This window comes from Arenibacter palladensis (genome assembly GCF_900129275.1).
Classification (GTDB): Bacteria; Bacteroidota; Bacteroidia; order Flavobacteriales; family Flavobacteriaceae; genus Arenibacter; species Arenibacter palladensis.
This window is the reverse complement of record NZ_FQUX01000006.1, coordinates 278,080-293,018: the sequence shown is the minus strand read 5'-3', so window position 1 is coordinate 293,018 and position 14,939 is coordinate 278,080. Positions and strand designations below refer to the sequence as shown.

Below are 14,939 nucleotides of genomic sequence, written 5' to 3'. Positions count from 1 at the left end.
AAAGTAGATGATGAAAAAACTAATATATAACATAGGCATAGCAACTTTGGTGCTTGCCACCAGTTGTAGCGAGAAATTTTTGGACACCGAAAATCTTTACGAGAAAAGTTTGGATAATTTTTACAGCAGTCCACAAGATATAGAGGAGGCCATGTCCGGTGTTTATAACGCCATGTATACAGCTGGTGTTCATAGTGATGAAGGTATTGCAGCCAATTTATTGTCCGATATGATGTTGGGTGGTGGTGGCCCAGATGATAAATCGGCTAAAAACGTGGATAAATTTGAAGACCCCGAAGAGGATACCTATCGTGATCTTTGGGTGGAAACCTATAATGGGGTAACCCGTGCAAATGCTATTTTGGAAAAGGTGGAAGAAGTGGATTTCTCTTCCTTTTTTGATACTCCGGAGGAGTCCATTGCTTTCAAGAACCAGACGGTAGGGGAAGCCTATTTTATGAGGGGCTATTACTATTTTAGAGCAGCAAAATTCTTTGGTGGTATGCCTTTGATCCTGGCAATAGATGATCCCAGAGATGCGCCAAGGGCCTCCTTTAGCGAGACTTTTGCACAAATTGCGTCCGACTTTAAATTGGCCATAGAAACGATGCCTTCCATTAATTTTAATGATATCCCAACTTCCAGTTATGGTCATGCCAACAAATGGGTTGCAGAAGCCTATATGGCAAAAGCATATTTGTTCTATACCGGGTATATGACCAATATTGAAGGACAGTCTACCTCAGATTTGCCTTTGGCAGACGGAGGATCTTTATCCCAGAGCAATATTCTTGCTTATCTGGATGATTGTATTAATAATAGTGGTTATGAATTGGCCACGGATTTTAGGAATTTATGGCCTTATTCCTATGTAAATGAAAGTGCAGGTACAACTGTTCTTCCCTGGGCAGAAACTGAAGGCTTGGCCTGGGTAGGACAGGACGGACATTCGCCAACATTTGGTACTGGAAACAAAGAAACCATGTTTGCCCTTAGATATTCCACTACCAGTTGGGGCGAAGGACAGAAATACAACAATAGGATGCCGTTGTTTATGGGGATCCGTGATAACTCCATGGTCCCATTTGGACAAGGTTGGGGCTGGGGAACCATAAACCCAAAACTTTGGAACCAGTGGGATGATGCAGATAAAAGAAAGGTGGGGTCCATTATTGAATTGGGCAATGCCGATCAGGGAACTGCTGGTTACGAAGCGGACAAAGGTGATCATGAGACCGGCTTCTTCAATAAAAAATACACTACGGTACAGCATCCCGATCCGGACGGAGTGGACGGAGTGAAAGGTATGTTCTACTTCTTGTACGATATGAACAATGGTGATCCCATGCAGTTATGGGCGGCCCAAGATTATATATTGATGCGTTTTGCAGATGTGCTGTTGATGCATTCCGAAATTTCCGGTACTGCAACAGGTATGAACAGAGTAAGGGTTAGGGCAGGCCTAGGAGAAATAGGGTATTCTTTGGAAGCCCTAAAGGAAGAGCGCTTGCATGAATTGGCGTTTGAAGGAATAAGATGGTTCGACTTGGTACGTTGGGGTGATGTAAACACAGCTTTTGACGATGCCATCAATGTTCGAAATTCTGGTATTGATGCCGTTTACAAAGTTACTTACCGTCCGGAAACAAAAGGATTGGTCCCAGTTCCAGAGACCGAGATAAGATTGTCAGGAGGAGTTTATTCACAGAATCCAGGCTGGTAAAATAGTTGAAATCACAAAAAATATAGACAGATGAAAAATAATGGAATAATAATTTTAAGATCGGTTATTGCCTCACTATTCCTGATTGCCGTGGGCTGTGAGCCCATAGAAGATCGGGACTATTTGGAAAACACTACCGATGTAGCGGGAGTTCAGCTTGTTGCCACACAAAGCACAGCAGGGGGAAATAAAATTGAACTTAATATGGCTACCCCAGGGGTTACCGGTTACTGGGACTACAATTTGGGTAGGGCCTATTCGGATAAGGTAGAATTTGTATATCCTATACCGGGGACAGCAACCTTTACGTTTACAGGAACTTTAGGGGCCGAGTTTTTTACCAAAACGATAGATGTTCAGATAGATCAGTTAGACAGTGCGCTGGATCAGGATTGGTATGATTTGGTAAGTGACAACACTTCTGATGGTAAGACTTGGGTTTTTAATGGAGGCCCTTCACCGGATGGAGGAAGATGGTGGTATATGTCTCCCCCAAATGACCCGGGAGCTTGGGCCACGGCATGGTGGAATGCAGCTGGGGACTGTTGTCCTCCAGCGGATGCGGCAGGAAGCATGAAGTTTGATCTGGATGGAGGTGCAAACTTTACCTATTATTCAGGTCCGGATGCTACTCCACAATCGGGCAATTTTGTTTTGGATGTTGCCAATCAAACTTTAAAAATTAATAATGCAAATATTTTGGGGGCTGAGGAACCTAGGGGTAATCCGGACGGACTTTATACCATAATCTCTTTGACAGAGGATGAGATGGTGCTATATGTTGCCAACAATGGTGGCGGTACCGGATGGACCTGGGTCTTTAGGCCACAGTAGTGGTAATAAAAGTATTCTACAAAGAAATGGATCGGTCTATAGAATAGTAGAGTTTTGGAAAAAGGTCCATTTAATTATATTTTTTGGAAAAGGAAATGTATGGCATTTGTGTAAACCCAATGGCATACAAAAATTTTCAGGTTGGTTGATTTAGTTGTTAAACCTTGCTGGTAGATGGTCGAAGTCAGCAAGGTTTTTCTTTATGGCAGTTAATTTTTATTTGGTAAATGCGAATTATGAAATTGACAATATATTTTTTATTGGTAATTATTATGGCTTGTGGCGGCCAAAATAATGAGGAGGATGGCTTTGTCTACACCAATGGGGAAAGGGAGAAAGTTGTGCCTACAGAACTTAACCTGTCTGTAGAGGTATTGGGAGTGGATAGCAATAATCCAAGTGGCAATGGTACAGGTGTGGTACAGTTTTCGGCGGTAGCCAAAAATGCGGTTAAATATGGTTATAGGTTCAATGACGTATCTGAGGAGGTAAGCACGGATGGCAATTTTACCTATACCTTTAGGGAGGAAGGTATACATGATTACAAAATAACGGTCTTGGCCTATTCCATTACGGGCGAATCCATAGCTTTTTCGGAAACTATTTCTGTTTTTGTGGCCGAATATGAAGCCAAGCTCGTATGGTCTGATGAGTTTGAAGGGGATGGCACACTTTCCGCGCAAAATTGGAAATTGGAAACTATAGCCCCAGATAACGGCAGCTGGTACAATGGTGAATTACAGCATTACACAAACAGGCAGGATAATGCGTATGTTTCGGACGGGACTCTTAAAATTGTGGCTAAAAAGGAGCAATACACGGCCCAGGGAACTACCAAGGAATATACTTCGGCCAGATTAAATTCGCTTTTTTCCTTTACCTATGGAAGGGTAGAGGTAAGGGCCAAGCTTCCATTTGGACATGGGACATGGCCTGCCATTTGGATGTTAGGATCCAATATTGAAACCGAGGGTTGGCCTGCTTGTGGAGAAATAGATATTATGGAGCATTGGGGACATGATCCGAAGAAAATTTCAAGTGCCACCCATACTCCATCCTGCCATGGTGGATGCACTGATGTAACTGTTGGAACCACTATTATTGCGGATTACAATACAGAATTTCATGTATATGCAGTTGAATGGAACAAGGATTCCCTAAGATTTTTTATCGATGATGAATTTGTCTATGCCTATAATCCAACGCTCAAGGACAAGGATACGTGGCCATATACGGCAGATCAATTTATTATTTTGAATGTAGCCATGGGAGGAAGTTGGTTCAGTGTTGATCCAAATTTTGTATCCTCCACTATGGAGGTGGATTATGTTAGAGTGTATCAATAGAACTTTGTAGGCATTTTGATGCCGAACAAAACTACACTAATGGGAACGGGTCAATGCTTGTCACGATTGTTAATTAAAGACATAATTGATAGACAACCATACCGGTTACTACTGTAAATTCAGATATTCCAAAAGCAATGGTATTTTTTCAATCTTTTCCCTGGTCAATGGTTTTTGAATAAAATGTACAATGTTGTCATATGATTTGGATTTGTCCAAATCGGCATAATCTGCGGAGGAAGTTAAGATTACGACGCTAATGCTCCGGTCCAGGCCAAGGTTGCAAATCTCATCCATAAATTCCCAGCCATTTATTACGGGCATATTGATATCTAAAAGCAACATATATGAAATGTCAGGACCATTGTTGGCGAGTATATGATCCAATGCCAATTTCCCATTCTTAAATTGTTCAATTTTGGAATTGGTGTATTTGGAAAACAGTTTGTTATGCAAAAAAAGAATTACCGGATCGTCATCAATCTGCAATAATCTGTGCGTCATTCCTTTTCTCTTTTAATTGGGTATCGTTAATAATCTTGGCTATATTTTTCGTCATGACATCCATTTCATTGGCCGAATTTATAATTTCCTTATTGATATAATTCATTTCCTCCTTACATATGGAATCATGATCGTTCAGTAAATTTATTAGGCCCATTAATCTAACCAAAGGAGCCCTAAGTTCGTGGGACTGCATCCAGCCAATCTTTTTTAAGCTCTTATTCTGATTTTCTATAAACTTTAGGTATTTCATTTTTTCTGAAATATCTATAGCAATGATCTGCCTGCATTTTTGACCATTGTAAGTGATGGGGCTGCTATATAGATGCACTGTAAATATTTCGCCCTTTTTGGTAATATGTTTAAAATGTCCATCGAAAAGGTTCAAATAATTTTCCCGAGTTTTTTGGACCTGTTTTTCCAGATATTTCATTTCACATTCTGGTCTTATATCCGCTAAAGTCATGCCCATGAACTCATCTTTGCTATAACCATATTTTTCTATAGCAGCAGAATTAACATTTAAAAAAGCCAATGTTTCTAGGTTATACACCCATGAAGGCTGGGGGGAATGCTGAAAAAGGCTATGATATTTTTCTTCAGATACCTTAAGTTGTTCGGTATACAATTTCTCCTTGGTGATATCCGTAATTACAATATCCAGAAAACAACTACCATCTTTATCTTTTATGGGTGTGCCTACACCCTGACACCAAATAATCTTATCTTCCTGTGAAACCACCCGCCATTGGCATTCGAAAAATTCCATTTTCGAGAAGGAATTGTTTAAGGCAGTTCTAATTCTCCCAAGATCATCCTTATGTGCTAAATTGCGTAAATAGTCTTCGTCTTTTAAAAGGGTTTTACATGGAATATTCCAGTGTTGTAAAGCCTCCTCACTTATATGCTCAACCTTAAGATTGTTATTGGAATCCTGTTTTAAGCGCAATATAATAATGGAAACGCTTTTAAGGATAGATTTTAAATGGGTATTCTTTTTTTTCTTGTCCGTAACTTCTTGTATGGTGCCAATTGCACCAATAGGATTGTTGGAGGGATTAAATTCATTGGCTAGACCGGATTCTTTTATCCATCTCCAGGACCCATCCTTATGCTTAAACCTATAGGACTTTTCAAAGGAATGATTGGTGCCAGTCTTATAAGCCTTCCAAGATTTTTGAAGTAGTTCAAAATCTCCTGGATAGAATAATTCCTTGAAATTGTTGGCAGTAAATGATTGATCATCCGGAGCTACATATCCTAGGACTTTTTTAATGTATTCAAGATTCTTGAATATTGGGTCTTCTTCATCCCATCTCCATCCATAAAACTTGTTCAGCGTTCCCATATTCCTTAAAAATCCTCTAGTTGCTTATCTTATATTACCAATTACTTTTGTAGACTTGGCCTTGTACCTATCAATTTTAAATGTTAATATATGCTTAGTTTTAGATAATATATAATGTAAACGACTTATTTTTTAAATACGTATGTACCTGTAGGCTTTTTGTGCCTTTAATTGTTGCCGAATACTTTATGCATCTGAGATGTCAACTTGAAGAGACACGGTTGTACATTGCTTATATTATTATAGGTACAATCTAAATGCAAGGTTGCAGTATATGGAATAGAATAATAGGTTTGCCCAGGTGACCATTAAGCAATGGCCAACCGGTATGCTTTACTGCCTGTGGTCAATGCTAATTTTTGTCCAATAAGCTTTTTTGGAATAGCTTAAAAATACGGGTGTATTCATCGGTCCAACTACTGGGTTCCACAAAGCTGTGCCGTTCTACAGGGTAGACGGCCATTTCCCAATTATGCTTCTCCAATTCGATTAAACGTTGCGAGAGTCGAACCATATCCTGAAAATGCACATTGTCGTCTATCATGCCATGTAATATGAGCAAGTCTCCCTTTAAGCCTTCCGCAAAATATATAGGGGAACTTCTTCGGTAGGCCAGGCTATCGGTAACCGGGGTGTTCAATATACGGGCCGTATAACCGTGGTTGTAGGCAGCCCAATCGCCAACAGATCGTATGGCGGCACCGGCCTTAAAGGTGTCAGGGGCGTTAAACATGGCCATTAAAGTGATGAATCCGCCATAGGAGCCGCCATAAATGCCAATTTTATTTTCTTCGATACCCAGTTCATTTATTAAATATTTGGCCCCATCCACATGGTCGGACAGGTCCTTTCCGCCCATATATCTGTAGATCCCGGTACGCCAGTCCCTGCCATAACCTGCACTTCCCCTATAATCTATGTCCAGCACGGTATAGCCGTTGTCCACTAGGAGATTGTGGAACATATACTCCCTAAAATAAGTGCTCCACCATTTATGGGCGTTCTGTAAATAACCGGCTCCATGGACAAATATAATGGCTGCCTTATTTTTTGTGTCGGAATTTGGTTGGTACAGCCTCGCGTGTACCGCCTCGCCATCTTCTGCCTTAAAGGTGATTATTTCAGGATCGCGCCATTGGTAAGAATCAAAATCCTTGGTAGTGGAGTAGGTAATGCGTTTTGCCTCTGCCTTGGATTTACCCCAAATAGGATTGTCCTGTAGGTAAAGTTCTGTGGGCTTGTTGGTGTACGAATGCAAAATGGCCATTTTACGTTCGTCAGGGGACAGGTTAACCTCATTGGATCCGGTCATTTGGGTAAGTTGCTGCATTTTTCCGCCTCCAATGGGCATGCTATAAAACTGTCGGTCTCCAGGATGGTTTTTGTTGGCCGTGAAATACCAGCGTTTTTTGTCCTTTGAGATTCTGGGATCGTAAATTTCAAATTCCCCGGAAGTTAGTGCCTTTGTTTTTTTTGTAGATACATCAATGGCATAAAGATGCGAATAACCTGTTTTTTCGGATTGGAACCAGATACTTTTTCCGTCGGGCATCCAGCCCATTTCACCACCTGAATATCCCCCAATACCCGGGCCGGCTATCCAAGCTTCGTCATGTTGGCGATCCAATTGTGTAACCGTACCGTTTTTGGGATCCAATAGTACTATCCAACGGTCCTTATAGTCGTTGCTATTAATGTCCAGTACCGCATACTTTCCATCTTCGCTCCACAGAGGTCCATCAATATAGTCCAGCCTGTTTTTATTTTCATAGGTCTTATCCGGATAGTCCTTGGTGTATTCAGGTACATAATCCAGACCTTCCAAACTGTCTAGGACCACTGGATAGGCCTTTTTCTTGGCAATATCGTACACGAACATTTCATATTCATAAGGTGCATTGCCTACCTTGGATCTGGCATCTTCATCTTCAGTATACCCGGATTCGGTTACATAATGGGGAACAATGGTACCCTTATTTGTAGGCGATTTTGTAGTTAAGTAGGTAATGTAATTTCCTATGGGGCTTATTCTTTGGTTGTATATGGATTTACCGTCAGGGTCAATAGGTAGGGGTCCTTTGGCTTCAAGGAGTTTTTTCGCTTCCTCTGTCTTGTCCTTTTTGGCCTTTCGTTCGCGCAGTACCTCAAATAGTCCCAACTGATCTTCGTAGAGCCATTGGTCTTTATCACTTTTTTCGTCGTCCTTTTTTGCGGACTTAATTTTGGTCAGTTGTACCGTACTCCCGGTCGCAATATCCCAGGTAAAAAGATTGTTGCCCTGTCTATAGGCCACTTTGGTGCCGTTTTCGGTAAAATGGGGAGCACTTTCATATTCTTCTGTCCTGGTAATTTGAATTAGGCCTTGGGTCTTAAGGTTTAACAGAAATATGTCGCCCCGTTTGGCATATAATTTTAAGGTTCTATCCTTGTTAAAAACTCCGCCGCTACTGGGAAGGGAGTAGGAGGTTTCAAAATCGGTTTTGATAGTTTTGGCCGATTTTAAATGGTAGGCATACAGGGAATCGTTTTGTGCCTTTGAGGGGTTCCAATCAAAATATAGGGTCTGGCTGTCCAGGGACCATTGGGGATTGGAAGGAAGATGGCCCACAAAGTCATCGCCCTGCATAATTTCTTTGATAGATAAGGTTGAGGTATTTCCTTGTTGCGCAAGACAAGGGATAATGGACAATAGAAATATGCCGCACAATAGCCAAGTGTTCTTCATTTACTTTATTTATAAGCCTAGGGTTACCTTAGGTTTGGATTTGCCCGTTTTTCTTAAAACATGGAAGCGGTAAATATCCTAAATCTTGGTAAATCTCACAAAGTTGTAGGGAAGATATTCCGCTTTTGGGAATTATTATTGGCTTTTGGACCGGAGGATTTATTGGGCGTGTCTTACTTCAAATTCAGGACAGTCCAATCGAATGTCCTTGTTCAGTAATTCTTTGTTGAGCAGGTTGCAGTAATCCCTATTACTTTCTTTACCGTAGAACTTGCAACCATAACAGGTTCTCTGTACACTAAGGATTCCACTTGTGTTCAGTTGATAGATAAGTTTGCTCAAAGTGCCAAACAGGGATTCCAATTCGGGATTATCAACGGTATTGAGCTGCTTCTTTAAGGGATTGGCAAAATCTGAAATTTGTCCTATGGTTTCCGTTCCGGTTTCAGAGAGGCTAATGGAATAGCTTCTACTATCACTGGAAGAATATTCTTTTGTAATCAGGCCTTTTTTGTCCAATACCTTAATGGCATCGCTTATGGTAGGCTTGGTTATGTTGAATTCTTTGGCCAAGTGACTAACATTGCAAATTTCATTTTTGTGGTAAGCGATGAAAATTAGGATTTGTATTTGGATGGGACTTAAACCTAGCAATTTGGCCTTGTCCCAGAGCAAGACCTTGAAGGCTTCCGAAATGCGTTCAAGTCCGGCTATAATTTTGCTGCTAACATCCCTTTCTTGATGGTCCGGATTAAAAATACTTTTGTCCATATAAAAAGCCTGCCGGGAATTGCCCGACAGGCAAAGTTAGTTATCCTAATGATATTATTCGCAATTTTCCATTTCTATGATATAATACCCTTTTTTATTTATGATATCCGCTATGGCTTCCGGAGCCTGTTCCATATGGCAGAACCTACATTCCTTGGAGGATAGTTCGGCTGTTTGAAACGGTTTGGAAGACAGGTATTCACGTCCATAACCGAAAATGCTTTCCTTTTCTTCCATAGTGCTGGGGACCAATATATCAAAATGCATGGTCTTGCCGTCTTCCCGGGGCACATAGGTGTCCCAAACTGATATTTTCATGTAGTTCATCATTTAAAATGTAATCTATTAGGAATCCTAACTTTTCGGGTCAAAAAATTAACCTTTTACGTCTGCCATGGAAGCACCAAAGTTGATATGTAGTACATTGCCATTGGGTGTAAGTAGGGCTGGGACCGACTTAACACCTGCTTTTTCCGCTTCGGGAATACGGGATTTGTTTTGGCCGAAGTGTACTATTTCTACATTATCCCGACCCACTAATTCTAAAATGTCATGTTCCGCACTAACGCATACGGGACATCCTGCGTGATAAAAAACCGATTTTTTCATTTTTATTGATTTTAGATTATTGCACTATTGCCATACAAATATAGTAAGGAATCCTAACTAAACAAATTATTATGAATATTTTAATATGAAATAAACCTCATTTGTAAGGGGTGTGGGTTCTAGTTGGGTTAGAATTTTTCAGAGGGCTGTTGCTGAATGCAGCTGTAAAACCGGGCTTCCGGTTTCTTGAAAACGATTACTCTTTAAGGTTTAATTCAAAATACTTGGCCGATTCGTGTGGATTATGGCGATAGGCAGAAATTTCTTTAAAACCATGATCAGTATACAATTTTATGGCCGATTTCATAAAGTCGGCCGTGTCCAGTTTTATGGTGTCGTAGTTAAGCTTTCTGGCTTTATCAATACAATGGTTGAGAAGTAATTGTCCTATGCCCAAACCCCTGCTGTTAGGTTGTACGAACATGCGTTTTATTTCTCCATCGTTCTTATTAAACCTTCGGATTCCGGCGATGCCAACAGCCTCCTCGTTTATATAGGCAATAAATAATCCGCCATCCTCATGATTGTACATTTCGGGCAGGCCCGCCATTTCCTTATCAAAATTTTGAAAAGACAGATCAATGCCCAACCAGGCTACATATTCCAAAATCAATTTTTTGGCATGTGCGAAGTCGGTCGCCGTTTCGGCCATCTTTATTTCAATAGAATTTTTCATTTAATCAGGGTTGTAATTTATATAATATCGCCAATGAAGTTCTAATTAATCCTGCAGGTTCTGTGGAAACTTGTCCGCGACTAGGTTGAGCTGTATGCCATGCTCCAAATAGGCTTTTAGTCCGTCCAAAACGGTAGTAAAGCCACCGGTGTTGTTCATAAGGGTTTTATGCAGCTCTTCCCCCGTTTCCGTAAAACCGTAATTTTTTATGGTTACATAGGTGTTTTGTGGACTTAGTTCCTTGAATTCGTAGTCTACCAGTGTTGAAGGGGTTCCCCAACGAGTGGCAATTAATTTGTTTGGTTTAATATCTATAGTGTGGACTTCGGCCTTGGCCTTGTACATTTCCCATTCCCAGATAACAGTTTTCCCTTTTTTGAGGGGGCCAGTAGATTTTGTAAACCAAAATTTAGTGGTTATGTTGGGGTCTATAAAGGCCTGAAAAACCTCTTTCAGGGGTTTTCTGATCATCATTTGGGCTTCTACTGTTATGCCGTTCATTTCTTAGGAATTTGGATTGTCTTTAAACCATTTTACGATAGAGGGCATATTTCGTTCAAAACCTCCGGGCACAAAGAAATTTAAGATGCCGGTTTTTTGATCCGTCCTGTTGGCAAAATCGTGCACTGTTTTGGCAGGAACCCTTAAAAAGGTTCCTTTACCAGCTTCTGTCCACTTGTTTCCTACAAGAAAGGAACAACTGCCTTCCAAAACGTAAAATACTTCGTCATTATCCTCATGGCTATGTGCTCCGGGACCCATGGAATTGGGCTCCAACCACCATTCGGAAATACTATATTTTTCGTCGGTCTCTTTTTCATCGGCCTTAAAAATGGCGGTCATGCTACCACAATGGTATGTTCTGCCTTGCCCGGCTTCTAGAATAATTGGTTTTGTTTTGTTGTCCTTTTTTTCCATTCCCAAAGCTATTTATATTTCGCCGATCGATGTTCGACTGATACTATGCTACTTTTTCCGGGCAAACATAGGGTGTGATGGCCATTTATTGCCCGTGGCATGTTACCTAACTATAAATATACTTATACCGTGATAAACTTCAATTTGTCATTTGAAATTTCACTGGAATATTCAATTCTTAATTGATCTATCTTATTCTGGAAGCAGGCATATATTTTTTTGGAATTTTTTTCTGCCAGCTTTTGATCTATAAAATCATCTTTTAAATACCTGGAAAGGGAGAACAAGGTTCTTGGGAATTCATGGATAATTAGTCTATTGTCGACCAATTGTGCCCGTAACCAAAATGGCTCACTGAAGGTGGCTTCACGCACATAGACAATTTCATATTTATTTTCGACCATCTCGGCATATTCGGTCAAGGATTTGAGGCTGGTGGGCATTCCTACTTCCACGGTAATTTGATTGGCAGTAAAAGTCCTTATTTTATGGTCCGGAAAGGAAAAATGAATAGGGGTTTTGGTTTTAAGAAGTTTACCAAAACGTCCGGTGAAATTCATAAAATAGCCAGTGGCAAGAATTTCGGCCAAAGACTTTTTATAGGCTTTTACATTTTCCTTATAAAACACAACTGCCAGAATTACGGAGGCCAGAAGTCCTATGCCCACGGCAATCCATATATTGGGGAACAAGGTAGGCGCTATTCCCTGTATATAACCACCATAGGTCCCTACCGTTGGAAAAATGGAATAGAACAGATCTTTTAGGGGAAGGAATTTAAGACTCATTTTCATATAATTTCCTAAATATTTAAGTCAACATTGGGATGAACAACCTCCCTTATATAAATAAGTAATAATACCCTATAGGCTTTTGTGCCTCAGGTATTTAGCCGAAAGAAAAATACAATTTTTTTCAATACAAAGGGTAGTTGGCTTTTTGGGATAGTTTAGTTAAGTGGTAATTGCCCTTAGCTAAGGCCCCTAATGTCTATATTCAAAAAGTTGAGAAACATCAGAGGTATTTTATATACTCATAAATTAACTCTGATATACTGATAACCATAATATATTCTCTAAAATGGTTAGCTAATTTTTCATTAAATGCATATCTCTTGGATTGTCAATTTTTAGGTGTCAGTCTTAATTTATAAGTTCAATTGCTTTTTCTAAAAATTCATCCTTACCTTCCCTTATGCCTTTAATGGTTTTTTCCAAATAAATATCAGGTGTTATACCAATGCCATGATGTTGTGACCCATCGTGCTTCAATACCTTCATTCCTGTCCAAGTAATACTGAATCCACCCTCCAACTCAAAGCTATTTGTATTTCCATTGGTGCCGGCGGTCGGTTGTCCTATGATTGTAGCTAAATCATAGCCCTCTATAAAGCCCATATAACTTTCTGCATAACTAATTGCGCTCCCATCAGTTATGAAAATAACCTGTTTATCTCCCAAATAAGGCTTCTTGGTTGGTAGGTTCCAAGAATATTTTTCAAAGTGGGCTATGTTTTTTTGATTTGGATAGATGATTTCAGGTATTTGCATCCAAGAATTGGAAGTGTCTCTCTCTTTAAGGAGATGGGATAGGAACATGTGGTTCTTGTTGGGATAACCTCTTAAATCACAGATTATAGCTTTGGCCTTTGCTAAGTCAGGAAGTAGTTTCGTTATTTGGTCCATCTCTATTCTACTTATATTGATGTAATAAGATTCATCATTAAGCTTTTCGTATGTCGATTGACGAGGTCCTTCATTATATGCTACAGAAGATCGATTCAGGCCGATTTCCTTTTCGTCTACTCTGATAGTCATAATCTCTTCGAATTCTCCCAGCAGACTTTTTCTTTTACCCCTGAACTCTAACCAACCCTTATTGCTAGCTGAAATACGGGAATATATCTCTTGAAAATAATCACGCGAACTTATCCCATCTACATGAGTTACCACATCGCCGATTTTTAGTGGTATTTTATTATTTAAGACAGCGGTTATCACCAATTTATTCTCTATCCATTCCCAAGTTATACTCGGGGCATATATTTCATGTATCCCTGAATACTGAACATTAATGTGCCCATCTTTAAGTGGAGCTGTAAATTTCTCTAATGTAATATAATGTTCATCCCTGGATTTGTCTATGAAACATCTCGACAAGGCTATGGATAGTTCTTTGTCCCAATCAACTTCAACAGCATCCATATAAGGGTAAAAGTGCTGAAATACATTATAAGTGTTAATTATGTTACCTAGGCTTAGGTCAAGTAAATTGGACGTGTAGGTCATTTCACTCATATCTTTAAGAAGATTTTTTAATTTAAGTGAATTGGACTTAGGATAAGTTCCTTGGGTATTTGAATATAAAACCAGGGGGACTTGACAAAAGATAGATTGTCCAATTTCTTCGTTTATGACCTCACCAAATTCTGGGGCTGTTTCAAATAATTTTTTCCCAAACATGGGTTGACTATCTAAATTTTGGAAAAGCTTTGCGGCACTTTGTCCATGGTAGCTCTCCTCTTTGGTAATTTCTGAAACATATCCGTCGCCCCTATGTGACCATTGGTTTACTTCTGGCACTTCAATTATAGTGTCTTGTTCAAAATCGGCGTTATCTAAAGGAATAATTTCCCAATTATCTCCGTTCCAAAAGGCCAGCTCTGCATCATCCAAGAATAAAGATGAATCTCCTTTCAAGGCTGCCCCAATTTCAATAACCTCTGTTACTTCTTTTATTTCGGTTTCAATTAAATAGGAGTTCCATTCACTGGTGCCAATAGTTTCTTTTTTTAAAATAGTAGAACCATCTGTATTAACAAGTGCCAATCTAATATAGGCGGATGTATTGGATGGCTCCTTTAATTTGGCGGATATTGTAAAGCGTATCTTTTTATCTTTATAATCATTTACTTTGATAATATTAGTTAGTATACCATAGTTTTTTGGCGTTTCTTTTTCCACCAAACCGTTTACACGGACACTTTTATATGGACTTTGGGAATAAGTTTTCATACCTAAACCTACACCTCGGTGTTGCCAGTAGGTCAAATCATAATTATCTGAACCCGGGGGTGATAATTTTGAAATGTCGTATAAATTCAACTTTTCAGTTGAAAACTTTATTGATGGGGCAATTGGCTCAAATATATCTTGTAATTTCTGTATTAATTCCTCCCGGGATGTACATGGCCATACCTGCGATGCTCCATAGGACGCAAATTTGTTCCAGTTTATTTCTGAGGCTTCATCACTTGGATGAAAATATTTGATGAATCCATATACTTTTGCAAAAGTTTTAAGATTTTCAATTCTTTGGGAATTAGGATAAGGGTTTGATTTGAAGGAGAATAATATAAATATGATTAGTGTTATAATTAGGCTTTTTCTCATGGATACTGCTATAGCTGTTAACAATCGTATCTAATCAATATTTATAAAAAAATATTACTGTCTTTATAACTTATATTATATAAAATGGGGGAA

14 protein-coding genes are annotated in these 14,939 nt (G+C 39.5%); 3 read left to right on the top strand and 11 right to left on the bottom strand.

Translation table 11 applies throughout. The annotated features are described in order from the left end of the window. The first annotated feature begins 7 nt into the window (after window positions 1-7). The 3 genes from BUA60_RS16795 to BUA60_RS16785 all read left to right on the top strand — a co-directional run bounded on the left by BUA60_RS16795 (window position 8) and on the right by BUA60_RS16785 (window position 3,903). A complete protein-coding gene (locus tag BUA60_RS16795) occupies window positions 8-1,723 on the top strand; it encodes a RagB/SusD family nutrient uptake outer membrane protein (RefSeq protein ID WP_245802569.1) in 1,716 nt (571 codons plus the stop codon). A gap of 30 nt (window positions 1,724-1,753) precedes the next feature. After that, window positions 1,754-2,557, top strand: coding sequence for a hypothetical protein (locus BUA60_RS16790; RefSeq protein ID WP_072863678.1), 804 nt, complete (start codon window positions 1,754-1,756; stop codon window positions 2,555-2,557). Between the two features lie 236 nt (window positions 2,558-2,793). Beyond that, complete coding sequence (locus tag BUA60_RS16785; RefSeq protein ID WP_178347019.1) at window positions 2,794-3,903, top strand: glycoside hydrolase family 16 protein; 1,110 nt, start codon at window positions 2,794-2,796, stop codon at window positions 3,901-3,903. A gap of 108 nt (window positions 3,904-4,011) precedes the next feature. On the opposite strand, the gene BUA60_RS16780 is transcribed toward BUA60_RS16785, so the two are convergent. From BUA60_RS16780 to BUA60_RS16730, 11 genes are all read right to left on the bottom strand, one after another. After that, window positions 4,012-4,407 (bottom strand): response regulator, encoded by a 396-nt coding sequence (locus tag BUA60_RS16780; protein WP_072863675.1) that lies wholly within the window; start codon window positions 4,405-4,407, stop codon window positions 4,012-4,014. After that, entirely contained in the window at window positions 4,382-5,755 is a 1,374-nt protein-coding gene (locus BUA60_RS16775) for a PAS domain-containing protein (protein WP_072863673.1), read from the bottom strand. Before BUA60_RS16775 ends, BUA60_RS16780 begins: the two co-directional genes overlap by 26 nt. Window positions 5,756-6,107: 352 nt before the next feature. Further along, window positions 6,108-8,480 carry a S9 family peptidase gene (locus BUA60_RS16770; protein WP_072863671.1) on the bottom strand — a complete coding sequence of 791 codons (2,373 nt, stop codon included), beginning with the start codon at window positions 8,478-8,480 and terminating at the stop codon, window positions 6,108-6,110. A gap of 159 nt (window positions 8,481-8,639) precedes the next feature. Then, a complete protein-coding gene (locus tag BUA60_RS16765) occupies window positions 8,640-9,251 on the bottom strand; it encodes a MarR family transcriptional regulator (protein ID WP_072863669.1) in 612 nt (203 codons plus the stop codon). Between the two features lie 54 nt (window positions 9,252-9,305). Beyond that, complete coding sequence (locus BUA60_RS16760) at window positions 9,306-9,569, bottom strand: DUF2024 family protein (protein ID WP_072863667.1); 264 nt, start codon at window positions 9,567-9,569, stop codon at window positions 9,306-9,308. A 57-nt stretch (window positions 9,570-9,626) separates the two neighbouring features. Continuing rightward, window positions 9,627-9,860, bottom strand: coding sequence for a thioredoxin family protein (locus tag BUA60_RS16755; RefSeq protein ID WP_072863665.1), 234 nt, complete (start codon window positions 9,858-9,860; stop codon window positions 9,627-9,629). Window positions 9,861-10,056: 196 nt separating this feature from the next. Further along, the gene (locus BUA60_RS16750) at window positions 10,057-10,536 is read right to left on the bottom strand and encodes a GNAT family N-acetyltransferase (RefSeq protein WP_072863663.1); all 480 of its coding nucleotides are present in this window, start codon (window positions 10,534-10,536) and stop codon (window positions 10,057-10,059) included. Between the two features lie 45 nt (window positions 10,537-10,581). After that, window positions 10,582-11,037, bottom strand: a complete 456-nt coding sequence (locus tag BUA60_RS16745) for an SRPBCC family protein (RefSeq protein WP_072863661.1) — start codon at window positions 11,035-11,037, stop codon at window positions 10,582-10,584. Between the two features lie 3 nt (window positions 11,038-11,040). Continuing rightward, a complete protein-coding gene (locus tag BUA60_RS16740) occupies window positions 11,041-11,454 on the bottom strand; it encodes a cupin domain-containing protein (RefSeq protein WP_072863659.1) in 414 nt (137 codons plus the stop codon). A 122-nt stretch (window positions 11,455-11,576) separates the two neighbouring features. Beyond that, window positions 11,577-12,248: an STING domain-containing protein gene (locus tag BUA60_RS16735; RefSeq protein WP_178347018.1), complete on the bottom strand. Its 672-nt coding sequence runs from the start codon at window positions 12,246-12,248 to the stop codon at window positions 11,577-11,579. A gap of 348 nt (window positions 12,249-12,596) precedes the next feature. Next, complete coding sequence (locus BUA60_RS16730; protein ID WP_072863655.1) at window positions 12,597-14,846, bottom strand: S41 family peptidase; 2,250 nt, start codon at window positions 14,844-14,846, stop codon at window positions 12,597-12,599. Window positions 14,847-14,939: the final 93 nt, after the last annotated feature.

Bases quoted from the DNA above. Each gene is read 5' to 3' on its own strand.
- BUA60_RS16755 (WP_072863665.1), bottom strand. From the start codon at position 9,860: ATGAAAAAATCGGTTTTTTATCACGCAGGATGTCCCGTATGCGTTAGT.
- BUA60_RS16765 (WP_072863669.1), bottom strand. From the start codon at position 9,251: ATGGACAAAAGTATTTTTAATCCGGACCATCAAGAAAGGGATGTTAGC.
- BUA60_RS16770 (WP_072863671.1), bottom strand. From the start codon at position 8,480: ATGAAGAACACTTGGCTATTGTGCGGCATATTTCTATTGTCCATTATC.
- BUA60_RS16760 (WP_072863667.1), bottom strand. From the start codon at position 9,569: ATGAAAATATCAGTTTGGGACACCTATGTGCCCCGGGAAGACGGCAAG.
- BUA60_RS16790 (WP_072863678.1), top strand. From the start codon at position 1,754: ATGAAAAATAATGGAATAATAATTTTAAGATCGGTTATTGCCTCACTA.
- BUA60_RS16750 (WP_072863663.1), bottom strand. From the start codon at position 10,536: ATGAAAAATTCTATTGAAATAAAGATGGCCGAAACGGCGACCGACTTC.
- BUA60_RS16780 (WP_072863675.1), bottom strand. From the start codon at position 4,407: ATGACGCACAGATTATTGCAGATTGATGACGATCCGGTAATTCTTTTT.
- BUA60_RS16795 (WP_245802569.1), top strand. From the start codon at position 8: ATGATGAAAAAACTAATATATAACATAGGCATAGCAACTTTGGTGCTT.
- BUA60_RS16785 (WP_178347019.1), top strand. From the start codon at position 2,794: ATGAAATTGACAATATATTTTTTATTGGTAATTATTATGGCTTGTGGC.
- BUA60_RS16740 (WP_072863659.1), bottom strand. From the start codon at position 11,454: ATGGAAAAAAAGGACAACAAAACAAAACCAATTATTCTAGAAGCCGGG.
- BUA60_RS16730 (WP_072863655.1), bottom strand. From the start codon at position 14,846: ATGAGAAAAAGCCTAATTATAACACTAATCATATTTATATTATTCTCC.
- BUA60_RS16775 (WP_072863673.1), bottom strand. From the start codon at position 5,755: ATGGGAACGCTGAACAAGTTTTATGGATGGAGATGGGATGAAGAAGAC.
- BUA60_RS16745 (WP_072863661.1), bottom strand. From the start codon at position 11,037: ATGAACGGCATAACAGTAGAAGCCCAAATGATGATCAGAAAACCCCTG.
- BUA60_RS16735 (WP_178347018.1), bottom strand. From the start codon at position 12,248: ATGAAAATGAGTCTTAAATTCCTTCCCCTAAAAGATCTGTTCTATTCC.